Genomic DNA, 12,943 nt, shown 5'->3' with positions numbered 1-12,943 from the left:
CCCCCCGCAGCCGTCAGCCCCCCGCGCCCCCGAACCGCGCCGCCAGCTGCTCCCGCTGCCCCCGTACGAACGCCGCGTCCACCACCGCCCCGTGCCCCGGCACGTACAGCGCGTCCTCGCCGCCCAGCTCCAGCAGCCGGTCCAGCGCCGCCGGCCAGGCATGCGGCAGGGCGTCCGGGCCGGCCTGCGGCTCGCCCGACTCCTCGACCAGGTCGCCGCAGAAGACCACGTCCGGCGCCCCCTCCGGGCCGCCGCCCGGCACCAGCACCGCCAGGTCGTGCGCGGTGTGGCCGGGGCCCACGTTGACCAGCAGCGCCCGCCGTCCGCCGCCCAGGTCGACCGCCACCTGCCCGGAGACGGCGTGCGACGGCAGCACGAGGCGCGCCAAGGCCTCGTCGGCCTCCGTGGCGTCCATGCCGTTGGCCACCGCGTCCCGGCGCAGCTCGTCGCGGTCGTGCTGCAGCAGGGCGGCGGCGCCCACGGCGGCGTACACGCGTGCGCCGGGGAACGCGGGGGTGCCCAGGACGTGGTCGAAGTGGGGGTGGGTGAGTGCGACATACGTCACGGGCAGCCCGAACATCCGCTCCACCGCCGTACGGATCGTCCCGCCCTCGTGGGGTGACGAACCGGTGTCCACGACGAGGACGCCGGTGGTGCCCGCGACCACGCCCACCGTCGCGTCCCAGCCCGGCAGCCTGCGGCGCGCCACCCCTGGTGCCGGGCGTTCCCAGCCGTCCGTGGTGTCCTCCTGACGGTCGTCCCGGCTGCCGTCGTGCGCATGCGTCTCCATGGGGCGACGCTAGTCGCCCGGCGGTACCGTTGCCTGCCCGTGACGGCCCGCCGCGGGGACGGCCCTTGCCCTGGCCGTGGTGCACGGCCGTACACTGGCTTGAGGGATCTGGCACTCGTGACCATTGAGTGCCAAGGGCGGGGCGCCTCCCCGGGCGCCCGGCGCGGTGATCCCCGTACGGAAGCCGACGGACGCCGTACGACGGTTGACGGTTGGACCACGGAACTGGAGGTGCGCGCAATGCTGAGCGAACGCAGGCTCGAGGTGTTGCGCGCCATCGTCCAGGACTATGTGGGCACCGAGGAGCCGGTGGGCTCCAAGGCCCTCACCGAGCGGCACAAGCTGGGGGTCTCCCCGGCCACCGTGCGCAACGACATGGCCGCGCTGGAGGACGAGGGCTTCATCGCCCAGCCGCACACCAGCGCGGGCCGTATCCCGACGGACAAGGGCTACCGCCTCTTCGTCGACCGGCTGGCCGAGGTCAAGCCCCTCTCGACGCCGGAGCGCCGCGCCATCCAGAACTTCCTGGACGGCGCCGTCGACCTGGACGACGTGGTGGCCCGCACGGTGCGGCTGCTGGCGCAGCTGACGCGGCAGGTCGCGGTGGTGCAGTACCCCTCGCTGCGGCGTTCGACGGTGCGTCATGTGGAGCTGCTCGCGCTGGCGCCCGCCCGCATCATGCTCGTGCTGATCACCAACACCGGGCGGGTGGAGCAGCGGGTGATCGACTGCCCGGCCCCGGTGGGCGAGCACAACCTCGCGGACCTGCGGGCCCGGCTGAACAGCCGGGTCGCCGGCCGGCGCTTCAAGGACGTGCCGGAGCTGGTGCAGGACCTGCCGGAGGCGTTCGAGCAGGAGGAGCGCGGAACCGTTTCCACGGTGCTGGCCACCCTGCTGGAGACGCTGGTGGAGGAGACCGAGGAGCGGCTGCTGATCGGCGGCACCGCCAATCTCACCCGTTTCGGTCATGACTTCCCGCTGACCATCCGGCCCGTGCTGGAGGCGCTGGAGGAGCAGGTGGTGCTGCTCAAGCTGCTGGGCGAGACCAAGGACTCGGAGATGACCGTCCGCATCGGTCACGAGAACGCCCACGAGGGACTGAACTCCACATCCGTCGTCGCCGTCGGCTACGGTTCGGGCGACGAGGCCGTCGCCAAACTCGGCGTGGTCGGACCGACCCGCATGGACTACCCCGGAACGATGGGAGCGGTACGCGCAGTGGCACGTTACGTCGGACAGATCCTGGCGGAGTCGTAAGTGGCCACGGACTACTACGCGGTCCTGGGCGTACGGCGCGATGCCTCGCAGGACGAGATCAAGAAGGCCTTCCGCCGACTCGCGCGCGAGCTGCACCCGGATGTGAACCCGGACCCGAAGACGCAGGAGCGGTTCAAGGAGATCAACGCCGCCTACGAGGTGCTCTCCGACCCGCAGAAGAAGCAGGTCTACGACCTCGGTGGCGACCCGCTGTCCTCGTCGGGCGGCGCGGGCGCGGGGGCCGGCGGCTTCGGTGCCGGCTTCGGCAACTTCTCCGACATCATGGACGCGTTCTTCGGCCAGGCCGCGCAGCGCGGCCCGCGGTCGCGCACGCGGCGCGGCCAGGACGCCATGATCCGGCTGGAGGTCAGCCTCACCGAGGCGGCGTTCGGCACGACCAAGGAGATCCAGGTCGACACGGCCGTCGTCTGCACCACGTGCAGCGGCGAGGGCGCGGCCCCCGGCACGTCCGCCCAGACGTGTGACATGTGCCGCGGCCGCGGCGAGGTGTCGCAGGTCACCCGGTCGTTCCTGGGCCAGGTCATGACGTCGCGCCCGTGCCCGCAGTGCCAGGGCTTCGGCACGGTCGTGCCGACCCCGTGCCCGGAGTGCGCCGGCGACGGCCGCGTGCGGGCCCGCCGCAACCTGACGGTGAAGATCCCGGCCGGTGTCGACAACGGCACGCGCATCCAGCTGGCGGGCGAGGGCGAGGTCGGCCCGGGCGGTGGCCCGGCGGGCGACCTGTACGTGGAGATCCACGAGACGAAGCACCCGATGTTCCAGCGCCGCGGTGACGACCTGCACTGCACGGTCACCATCCCGATGACCGCGGCCGCGCTCGGCACGAAGGTGCCGCTGGAGACGCTGGACGGCGTCGAGGAGATCGACATCCGGCCCGGCACCCAGTCCGGCCAGTCGATCCCGCTGCACCAGCGCGGTGTGACGCATCTGCGCGGCGGCGGCCGGGGCGACCTGGTCGTGCACGTGGAGGTGCAGACGCCCACGAAGCTGGACGCACAGCAGGAGGAGCTGCTGCGCCAGCTGGCGAAGATCCGGAACGAGGAGCGCCCGACGGGCGAGTTCAAGCCGGGTCAGCAGGGCCTGTTCTCGCGGCTGAAGGACGCGTTCAACGGCCGGTAGGCCCGCCCGCCGTTCTTCCGCGGAGCGGTGGCGGAGCGGGCGGCCGGCCGGTGGCCGGGTGGCCGGCCACCGGGGCCTTCCCGGTGCCGGTCCCTGTGACACGATGTGGTCATGAAGGTCCCGGCGGTGCCCGCAGCGCGAGCCATACCCTCCCTGATCCGTGCGCTCCGTCACCCGTTCGTGCAGGCGCCCATGGCCGGCGGCCCGTCCACGCCGGCGCTGGCCGCCGCCGTGAGCGAGGCGGGCGGCCTGGGGTTCCTGGCCGCCGGTTACCGTACGGCGGCGGCGCTGCGCGAGGACGTCGCGCAGCTGCGGGCGCTCACCGCGCGCCCCTTCGGCGTCAACCTGTTCCTGCCGCAGCCCGCTTCGTACGACCGTGCGGCGGTCGAGGCGTACGCGCGCCGGCTCGCGCCCGAGGCCGAGCGCCACGGCGTGCCGCTGGGCGACCCCGACGGCGCCGTCGACGACGCGTACGACGAGAAGCTGGCGGACCTGCTCGCCCACCCGGTGCCGGTCGTGTCGTTCACGTTCGGCTGCCCGTCGGCGGAGACGCTGGCGGCGCTGGCCGCGGCCGGCAGCCTGACCGTCGTCACCGTCACCTCCGCCGAGGAGGCGCGGGCGGCGCGCGCGGCGGGCGCGCACGCGGTGTGCGCGCAGGGCGTGGAGGCCGGCGGCCACCAGAGCACGCACCGGGACGGCGACACGTCGCACCTCGTGCCCCTGCTGACGCTGCTCGCCGAGGTGCGGCAGGCCGTGGACCTGCCGGTGATCGCGGCGGGCGGCCTGATGCGCGGCGAGCAGATCGCGGCGGTGCTGGCGGCGGGCGCGTGCGCGGCCCAGCTGGGCACGGCGTTCCTGGCCTGCCCCGAGTCCGGCGCCCACCCCTTCCACAAGCGGGCCCTGACCGACCCGCGGTACGAGGGCACGGAGCTGACCCGCGCCTTCTCCGGCCGCCCGGCCCGCGGCCTGGTCAACCGTTTCCTGCGCGAGCACGGCCCGGCCGCGCCGTCCGCGTACCCCCAGGTCCACCACCTGACGTCGGCGCTGCGCAAGGCGGCCGCGGCGGCGGGCGACGCGGGGGCGGTCAACCTGTGGGCCGGGCAGGGCCACCGGCTGGCGCGCGACCTGCCCGCGGGGGAGCTGGTCGGGGTGCTGGCGGCCGAACTGGACGCGGCACGGCCGTGGTTGCGAGTGCGAGAGAGCGAGCGAGAGTCATGACAGCGCCGGTCTTCCTGGTCGAGGAGGACGCCCTCACCGGCGTCTTCCCCGGCACCGTCTTCCCCCTGGACGGCCCGGAGGGCCGCCATGCGGTCTCCGTGCGCCGGCTGCGCGTCGGCGAGGAGATCGTCCTGACGGACGGTCACGGCAACGGCGCGCACGGCACGGTCGCCGCCGTGTCCGGCAAGGACCACCTGGAGGTGTCCGTCGACTCGGTCCGCTCGGAGCCCGAGCCGCAGCCGCACATCACGGTCGTCCAGGCCCTGCCCAAGGGCGACCGCGGCGAACTGGCCGTCGAGACGATGACGGAGACGGGCGTCGACGCGATCGTGCCGTGGGCGGCGTCGCGGTGCGTGACGCAGTGGAAGGGCGACCGCGGCCAGAAGTCGCTGGCGAAGTGGCGGGCGACGGCCCGCGAGGCGGGCAAGCAGTCGCGCCGCCTGCGCTTCCCGGAGGTCACGGACGCGATGACGACGAAGCAGGTGGCGGCGGTGCTGGCCGACGCGGAGTTCGCGGCGGTCCTGCACGAGGAGGGCAGCACGCCCCTGGCCACGGCCGGCCTGCCGGCGACGGGCCGCATCGTCCTGGTCGTGGGCCCCGAGGGCGGCGTCTCCCCGGAGGAGCTCGCCGCGTTCGCCGAGGCCGGCGCCCACCCGTACCGCCTGGGCCCCTCGGTCCTGCGCACCTCCACCGCCGGTACGGCCGCCACCGCGCTGCTGCTGGGGCGCACGGGGCGGTGGGGCTGAGGGAGGCCGGGCGCGCATGGCGGGGCTGCGGACGCGGGACTACGAGCAGCTGCTCGACTTCGTCGTGGCGGTGCTGGAGAACCCCGACCCGGAGGGCGGCTGGCAGCTGGTCACGGAGCAACTGCTGACGACGCTGGGCTGCGACTCGGCCACCTACTCCGACCTGGACCCCGCGGAGGGCACGGGCCGGGTGGAGGGCTGGGCGCCCGACCGCCTCAGCCCGTACGTCAACGGCCTCGTCCAGCGCCGCGTCCGCCAGCACCACCCGCTGATCGGCTACGTGGCGGCGGGCCGGAGTGCGCCGGTGGCCGTGGCCGACCTCTGCCCCGACCTCGACCGGGCCCCGTGGTACCGGGAGGCGTGCCGGGACTTCGGGATCACCCGGCAGCTGGGGGTGCCGGTGGGCGGCCGGCCGGGCCGGGTGCGCATGGTGCTGCTGGGCCGCGACGGCGAGTTCCGCGACGGCGACGTCACGCTGGCCGTACGCCTCCAGCCGCTGCTGACGGCGTTCGCCGGCCACGTCCACGAACTCCGCCGCCTCCGCGGCCCCGCCGCCCCCGCGGAGCACGGGCTGACGCCTCGTGAACTGACCGTCCTCGGCCTGATGGCGGAGGGCCTGACGGCGGAGGGCATCGCCCGCCGCCTGGCGATCTCCCGGCACACGGTCAACCGCCACGCGGAGAAGATCTACCGCAAGCTCGGCACGAACAACCGGGTCTCCACGGTGCTGCTGGCACGGCAGGCGGGGCTGGTGCGCTGAGCGCCGGGAGCGGAGTGGGAGCGGAGTGGGAAGTTCTTCCCATGGCGCGGTGTTGTCGGTACCGGGGATGATCGGCCCATCGGGCCGGAGCCCGGTGCCGGTCACGGGGGTGCGGGCACCGGGCTCCGCCGGGGGACCGTCTTTGACCCGTCTTTGACCCGTGTTTGGCCTTTTCCGACTGTCATCTGGCTGCCATAGGATCACTTCTTGCTCATGAGCGAGCAGGTGAGGGCACGTTGGCGCTGGGGAGGGGCCGATGGCGGACGGTCAGGGGCAGCAAGGCGGCGGAGCCGACAAGGTCCTGGACATCAAGACCGCGGACATCAAGGCCGCCGCGCCGGTCTTCCAGGAGCAGGGCAAGAAGCTGAGCGACGCCCTCACCAAACTCATCACCACTCTGGACGACCTCGGCAAGCCGTGGGGCAAGGACGACGCGGGCAAGGACTTCGAGGCCCTCTACAGCCCCAAACAGAAGCACATCGAGCAGAAGGCGGGCATCCTCGTGCTCGGCCTGGTCAGCATCCACGAGGCCCTGAACGACCTGTCGGACGGCCACGTCGACAACGAGCAGCTGATCAAGGGCATGTTCACCAAGCTGAAACCGGGTGAGGACCCCGGCCACGGCGGACACGGTGGCAACGGCGGCAAGGGCGGCAAGTGAGCGCCGCAGCAGAAGCCAAGAAGATCCTCCGCCACCTCGGCCTCCAGTGGCCGGACGGCGACCCGAAGAAGCTCCGCAAGGCGGCCAAGGCGTGGCGCACCTTCGCCACCAGCGTGGAAGAGGTCCGCGGCCCGGTCGACAAGGCCGCGCAGACCCTCATCCATCACAACAAGGGCGAAGCGATCGACGCGTTCGACGTCTTCTGGAGCCGCTACGTCGGCCGCGGGGACAAGGGCTGGCTCGTCGACCTGCCCAAGGCGGCCAAGGCGATGGCCGACGCACTGGACAACCTGGCCCACGCCATCGAGGACGCCGTCCACAAGCTCGAAGCCAGGATCGCCATCGACGCCGTCGTCATCGTGGCCGGAATCGGTCTCGCCGCGGCCACCTTCGGCGCCTCCACGCTGGCGTCCGCGGCCGCCGCCACCGCCATCATCGAGCTGGGCGCGAGCCTGGGCATCGGCATCTCCGCGCTCGTCGCCGAGACCATCGCGGCCACCTTCGTCATGGCCGCGTTCGGTGGCGTCGAGGCCGTCACGATCGACGCCGCCCTCGCCCAGCCGATGAAGATCGCCGCGGGGCTTCAGGACGGCTTCAGCCTCGACGAGATCAACGAGTCGGCGAAGAGCGGAATGATCGTCGGCGGGGCCTTCGGCGGCTACGGCCCGCTGCTCAACCGCGCCGGCGGCGCCCGCGGCGTCCCCGACGTCCTGCGGGGCATCCGCCCCAACCTCGTCGAACTGCCCTCCTCCGCCCGCCCCACCTCCTCCCTCAAGTGCGCCAAGGACCCCATCGACGTCGCCACCGGCGTCATGGTGCTGCCACAGACCGACCTGACGCTGCCCGGCGACCTGCCCCTGGTCCTGGAGCGCACGCACCTGTCCTCGTACCGGGCGGGCGGCTGGTTCGGGCCGAGCTGGGCCTCCACCCTCGACGAGCGCATCCAGCTCGACACCGAGGGCGTCGTCTTCGCCGCGGCCGACGGCATGCGGCTGGTGTACCCGGTGCCGAAACCGGGCGAACCGGTCCACCCCGTCAAGGGCCCGCGCTGGCCCCTGCAGTGGGACGGCCGGCCCGACGGCGCCATGACCGTCACCGATCCGGCCCGCGGCACCGTACGCACCTTCTCCGGACCGCTCCCCACCGACACGCCCGGCGCCGTCCAGCTCCCGCTCCAAACGGTGCACGACCGCAACGGCGCGCAGTTCGCCATCGAGCGCACGGCGCTCGGCGTCCCCACGGCCGTCACCCACTCGGGCGGCTACCACGTCGCGATCGACACCGAGGGCCCGCGCATCACCGCGCTGCGCCTGCTCGACGAGCCCCCGTCGCCGTACGAGCGGCAGGAGGCGCCCCTGGCCGGCACCACGCTCGTGCGCTACGGCTACGACGACGCCGGCCACCTCGCCGAGGTCGTCAACTCCAGTGGCAGGCCGCTCCGCTTCACCTACGACGCCGAAGGCCGCATCACCTCCTGGACCGACCGCAACGGCACGTCGTACGGCTACGTCTACGACGAGCACGGCCGCGTCGTCCGCACCGAGGGCAGCGAGGGCTTCCTCTCCGGCACGCTTGTGTACGACGACCACGACGACGCGTCGCGTACGACCACGGAGACGGACTCCCTCGGCCACCTCCGCACGTACCGCTCCAACGCCGGCGGCCGTGTCGTCGCGGAGACCGACCAGCTCGGCCACACCACGCTCACCGAGTGGGACGACCGGGGCGAGAACCCGCTCGCCGTGACCGACCCCCTCGGCCGCACCACGCGCTACACGTACGACGACGCCGGCCGGCTCGTCCGCGTCACGCTGCCGGACGGTACGACGGGAGAAGCGGCGTACGGCACGCACGGCCGCCCGCTCCGCGTCACCGAGCCGGGCGGCACCGTCTGGCAGCACACGTACGACGACCGAGGCAACCTGCTGACCACGACCGACCCGGCGGGCGCGGTCACGCGGTACGCGTACGACGAGCGCGGCCGTCTGATGGCGGTGACCGACGCCCTGGGCCACGTCACGGGCGTCCGGTGCGACGAGGCGGGCCTTCCGGTGCGGGTGACCGACCCGCTCGGCCACGCCACGACGGCCCGCCGGGACGCCTTCGGCCGCATCGTGGAGGTCACCGACCCGCTGGGGCACGTCACCCGCACGGAGTGGACCCCGGAGGGCCGGCCGAGCCGCCGCACGTACCCGGACGGCACGGCCGAGACCTGGACGTGGGACGGCGAGGGCAACCTGACCGCCCACACCGACCGGGCCGGCCACACCACCGCGTACACCCACACCCACTTCGACCTGCTCGCCTCCCGCACCGAACCGGACGGCGCGCGCTACACCTTCGCCTACGACACCGAGCTGCGCCTGACGGGCGTCACGAACCCGCAGGGCCTGACGTGGTCGTACGTCTACGACGAAGCGGGCCGCCTCACTGCCGAGACGGACTTCGACGGCCGCACGCTGACGTACGCGCACAACGCGGCGGGCGAGCTGGTGGAGCGGACGAACGGCGCGGGAGAAACGCTTCGCTTCGAGCGGGACGTGCTGGGCCGGGTGGTGGCACAGCGTGTCCCGGGCGACGAGGCCGCCACGACGACATACGCGTACGACGCGGCGGGCAGCCTGGCGCGCACCGCGAACGCGGCCGCGGAGGTGCTGTACGAACGAGACGCCCTGGGCCGCCCCCTGACGGAGACGGTCGCCGGCCGGACGACGTCGTACGCGTACGACGCCCTGGGCCGCGTCGTGCGCCGCCGTACGCCGTCGGGCCTGACGTCGGAGTGGACGTACGACGCGGCGGGCCGCGCGACGGAGCTGCGCAGCGAGGCGGGGACGCTGGCCTTCGCGTACGACGCGGCGGGGAGGGAGACGACACGGCGGCTGGGCGAGGGCGTGACGCTGACCCAGGCGTGGGACGCGTCGGACCGCCTGAAAACCCAGGTCGTCGCAGCTGCCGAAACGATCCTGCAGCACCGTGCGTACGCCTACCGCGAGGACGGCCACCTCACCGAGATCCGCGAACTGACGTCGGGAACGCGCCGCTTCACGCTGGACCCGGCGGGCCGCGCGACGGCGGTGAGCGCCCACGGCTGGACGGAGACGTACGCGTACGACACGACCGGCAACCTCACCCAGGTCACCGCACCGGCCCACGGCTCACCGGGCAGCCGCACGTTCGAGGGCACGCTGCTGCGCCGGGCGGGCCGCACGACGTACGAACACGACGCGCAGGGCCGCCTGGTCCGCAAGGTGCGGAAGCTGCTCAACGGCCAGAAGCGTGAGTGGACGTACGTGTGGGACGCGGAGGACCGTCTGAGGGAGGCGGTGACACCGGACGGCGAACGCTGGCAGTACGCGTACGACCCGTTGGGCCGCCGCGTGTCGAAACGCCGCGCATCGGACGGCGCGACGGTCTTCTTCACCTGGGACGGCACACGCCTGGCGGAACAATCGACCCCGGACGGCACGGCAACGACCTGGGACTACGCCCCGGGCACGCACCGCCCCCTGACCCAGACGGACCACCGCCCCCTGATCCGCGAGGCGGGCAAGTCCCTCATCGACCAACTGACGAAGGACGCGGCCCCGCGCTTCCACGCCATCGTCACCGACCTGGTCGGCACCCCCACGGAACTGATCACCCCGGACGGCACCCTCTCCTGGCAACACCGCACCACCCTCTGGGGCACCGACCTCCCATCCCCACCAGCCGGCGCCGTGGACTGCCCCCTCCGCTTCCCGGGCCAATACGCCGACCCGGAAACGGGCCTGCACTACAACTACTTCAGGTACTACGACCCGGAAACGGCGCGGTATCTGTCGCCAGACCCATTGGGGCTGGATCCGGCGCCGAACCCGGTTGGGTTTGTACGCAACCCGTATGACTGTTCGGATCCTCTGGGGCTCAGCCCTTGCGAGCCGGGTGAGATCCTCGGAGATACTTCCAGGCTGAACGGATGGATTCCGACGGAAGTTCCAGAGGAGTCTCAAGCGGTCCTCAGGGACATCCGAGAATTCGGTGTTGAAGCACAAGGAGCTGGGCCTCAACGGCAAGGACCGTCTCTTCCGCAGCCCTTTAGCAACACCGGCAAGAATGGTGCTTACCAGCTGCCGACACACGATAGCACTGGAAAGCCAATCACCTACCTCGAATGGGGTACGGTTCAGTCCGCAGGGAACCCGAAGTGGGGTGGTGAAAGAATCGTCACCGGGTCGGACGGTTCGGCGTATTATACGCCCACGCATTATCAGACCTATATAGTCATGGAGGCTCCTAAGAAGTGATCCATAATCAAGTGGATCTTTGGGGCTTGAATGGCCCGTTCTTCCACGTCCTTTCAAGCGCTGTCTCCCATCCCTTGGTCGAAGCGGTGCCACCGTCAGGAGTCAGTGTCGTGGCACGAATGGATGGCGAAAAGATGCTTACTTCCGATGGAGTGTTCGAGGAGTTCTGGGAAGGGTTTCGCTTCCCAGATTATTTCGGCTGGAACTGGAATGCTCTGCTTGACTGTTTGCGGGATCTGCACTGGAGGCCGGCCGATCGTTATCTGACCGTCATCTCCAACTCCGGTAGGTTGCTTTCGGGCGCCCCGGACGAAAGGGAGATCTTCTTCAAGACGTTGCATCGGGTCGCTATGGAATGGGCGAATCCTCATGGCAAGCCGGGTGGGAAGGGTGTGCCTTTCAATCTCCTTCTCTTCTGCGACTCCGAGGAGGTCGAGGGACTGCGTGGGGATGTCGAGCGGTGTATCACCGTCTGAGGGGTGATTTGCGTGTGGGCGAGGGCGGTGTCGAGTGAAGTTGGCGGAGCGTCGAGGCGGTCGTTCGCCATCAAGCTCTGCGTCTTGTGGTTGACGATGAGCGCATGATTCAACTGTTGGTGGCGGCGGAGCTGCCGGAGGGTTTCACCTATCCTCCTCAGTTCATTCGGGTGGTCGAGCTGGGACTGACCAATCTCGAGCCTTGGTGGATTTTGGATGGCGAGCAGCTGCGGGGGAGGGTGCGCGGCCTTCGTGAGCGCTACCCGAAGCGCAAGCTGGTTCCTTTTGCGCGGCGAGAGGACAATGACGACGTCGCCTGTTGGGACCTGGAACATGGGGATGTCGTGATCATCCATGATTTCGCCTCCGCCGGGTGGGAGCAGTCGCGGCGGTTCGCTCATTTCAACGACTGGCTTCGACGGGCGGTCGAAGATCTGATCGAGTTCGGTGATATGGAGGAGCGCGTCCAATGAGTGGTCAGGAGTTTGACGCTTTCAGCGTGACTTCTCGTGAGGAGCTGGCGCAGTACTTGCTCGACCGGGCGCGGAGCGTGGAGTCGGGAGAGCACCCCATGGAAAACGGGACGTCCGTCGACTATGTGAGAGCTGCAGGCTACTGGGTGCACGACATGAGTGGTTTTTTCGCCAACCAGGGTGAGGAGACGCCCAAGAATCCGGACTGGAAGACGATTGCCATGATCTTTGCTGCTGCGTTCGTCTACGAGTAGGTCGCTGTCCTTCCGGGGAGAGGGAGAGGCGATGTCGAGCAGCGAACTGCGGCGCAGGCTGACGTTGAAGGCGGAAGAAGCCAGAGTCGCGGATTTGACCGAAAAGCTGACGGGATTGTCCATTATTGGTTTCATCCCGAACGAAGTGCTTCCTGAGTGGGTGCCTCGGGTGTGGCAGTCGCTTCTGCAGATTGGGTCGGTGCCTGAAGCGAGACTTGCCGGGGGTGTGAAAGGTGAGCAGGTCGACGCCTGGTACTTGCGCTTCTTGGGGGATGCGGGTGTAAGGGATCAGTTTTATGTCCGCACCGGGATGGAGAACTTCCCTTGGGTATCCGTGCGGATCACTGGATCGCACTGGGTGACCTCCTTGAGAGAAGGCGTGGGAAATGACCTCTGCTTGGTCTCGGGTGACAGGCGGGTGATGGTCGTCTTCTTCGAGGAGGAGTGGGAGTATGTCGCGTTTCGTTCCGAATGTGGGTTGAATTCGAAAAGGGAGGATTGAAGTGCTGGCCGGCTGGGCGTGCTCATGGTTTGTGGCCGGGGTCCGGAAATGAAGCATTCCGAGCCAGAAGTTCTGGAAGCTCTGGACCTGGCATGGGATCCCGAGGCCGGGGTTCTCGGAAAGATGCGGGCCGGTGACTATGACGCGGCCTTGGCGGACGGCTACCTGGAACTGCTCGACAGGATCGAGATCGGTGAAGGGGAGCCGCTGCACCCCGATTTCGTGAAGCTCTTGTGGTTCGCTCCGCTCTTCTGCGAGTGGCAGATCGAGAGGTGCGCCGAAAGCGGAGGGGGCTTGGATCGGGAAGTGTCGAGCTTCTCGAACAGGGTGTGTGACCGCGTGATGGAGCTTTTGGGTGTTCCGTAGTCGGGGGAGTTGAATGA

13 protein-coding genes are annotated in these 12,943 nt (G+C 70.4%); 12 read left to right on the top strand and 1 reads right to left on the bottom strand.

Annotated elements, in window-relative coordinates; all coding sequences use genetic code 11:
- Positions 1–13 precede the first annotated feature (13 nt).
- Positions 14–790: an MBL fold metallo-hydrolase gene (locus IE305_RS07805; RefSeq protein ID WP_190128698.1), complete on the bottom strand. Its 777-nt coding sequence runs from the start codon at positions 788–790 to the stop codon at positions 14–16.
- Between the two features lie 240 nt (positions 791–1,030).
- Between IE305_RS07805 and hrcA the strand changes: the two genes are divergently transcribed.
- From hrcA to IE305_RS07745, 12 genes are all read left to right on the top strand, one after another.
- Positions 1,031–2,047 carry a heat-inducible transcriptional repressor HrcA gene (hrcA, locus tag IE305_RS07800; protein WP_190128697.1) on the top strand — a complete coding sequence of 339 codons (1,017 nt, stop codon included), beginning with the start codon at positions 1,031–1,033 and terminating at the stop codon, positions 2,045–2,047.
- Positions 2,048–3,187: a molecular chaperone DnaJ gene (gene dnaJ, locus IE305_RS07795; protein WP_190128696.1), complete on the top strand. Its 1,140-nt coding sequence runs from the start codon at positions 2,048–2,050 to the stop codon at positions 3,185–3,187.
- 111 nt (positions 3,188–3,298) lie between these two features.
- Positions 3,299–4,405: a nitronate monooxygenase gene (locus tag IE305_RS07790; protein ID WP_190128695.1), complete on the top strand. Its 1,107-nt coding sequence runs from the start codon at positions 3,299–3,301 to the stop codon at positions 4,403–4,405.
- Positions 4,402–5,151: a 16S rRNA (uracil(1498)-N(3))-methyltransferase gene (locus tag IE305_RS07785; RefSeq protein WP_190128694.1), complete on the top strand. Its 750-nt coding sequence runs from the start codon at positions 4,402–4,404 to the stop codon at positions 5,149–5,151. The genes IE305_RS07790 and IE305_RS07785 overlap by 4 nt, the downstream gene beginning before the upstream one ends.
- 16 nt (positions 5,152–5,167) lie before the next feature.
- Positions 5,168–5,911: a helix-turn-helix transcriptional regulator gene (locus IE305_RS07780; RefSeq protein WP_190128693.1), complete on the top strand. Its 744-nt coding sequence runs from the start codon at positions 5,168–5,170 to the stop codon at positions 5,909–5,911.
- A 256-nt stretch (positions 5,912–6,167) separates the two neighbouring features.
- Positions 6,168–6,572 (top strand): hypothetical protein, encoded by a 405-nt coding sequence (locus tag IE305_RS07775; RefSeq protein WP_190128692.1) that lies wholly within the window; start codon positions 6,168–6,170, stop codon positions 6,570–6,572.
- Positions 6,569–10,855: a DUF6531 domain-containing protein gene (locus tag IE305_RS07770; RefSeq protein WP_190128691.1), complete on the top strand. Its 4,287-nt coding sequence runs from the start codon at positions 6,569–6,571 to the stop codon at positions 10,853–10,855. Before IE305_RS07775 ends, IE305_RS07770 begins: the two co-directional genes overlap by 4 nt.
- 119 nt (positions 10,856–10,974) lie before the next feature.
- Positions 10,975–11,331, top strand: a complete 357-nt coding sequence (locus tag IE305_RS07765) for a barstar family protein (protein WP_229890739.1) — start codon at positions 10,975–10,977, stop codon at positions 11,329–11,331.
- Positions 11,332–11,435: 104 nt separating this feature from the next.
- Positions 11,436–11,804 carry a hypothetical protein gene (locus IE305_RS07760; RefSeq protein ID WP_190128690.1) on the top strand — a complete coding sequence of 123 codons (369 nt, stop codon included), beginning with the start codon at positions 11,436–11,438 and terminating at the stop codon, positions 11,802–11,804.
- The gene (locus IE305_RS07755; protein WP_190128689.1) at positions 11,801–12,058 is read left to right on the top strand and encodes a DUF7660 family protein; all 258 of its coding nucleotides are present in this window, start codon (positions 11,801–11,803) and stop codon (positions 12,056–12,058) included. The genes IE305_RS07760 and IE305_RS07755 overlap by 4 nt, the downstream gene beginning before the upstream one ends.
- Before the next feature lie 31 nt (positions 12,059–12,089).
- Positions 12,090–12,560, top strand: coding sequence for a hypothetical protein (locus tag IE305_RS07750; protein ID WP_190128688.1), 471 nt, complete (start codon positions 12,090–12,092; stop codon positions 12,558–12,560).
- 48 nt (positions 12,561–12,608) lie between these two features.
- Positions 12,609–12,926, top strand: coding sequence for a hypothetical protein (locus tag IE305_RS07745; protein ID WP_190128687.1), 318 nt, complete (start codon positions 12,609–12,611; stop codon positions 12,924–12,926).
- Positions 12,927–12,943: the final 17 nt, after the last annotated feature.

This window comes from Streptomyces mashuensis (assembly GCF_014654785.1).
GTDB lineage: Bacteria > Actinomycetota > Actinomycetes > Streptomycetales > Streptomycetaceae > Streptomyces > Streptomyces mashuensis.
The sequence above is the reverse complement of the archived record's forward strand: the minus strand, read 5'-3'. Positions and strand labels throughout refer to the sequence as shown.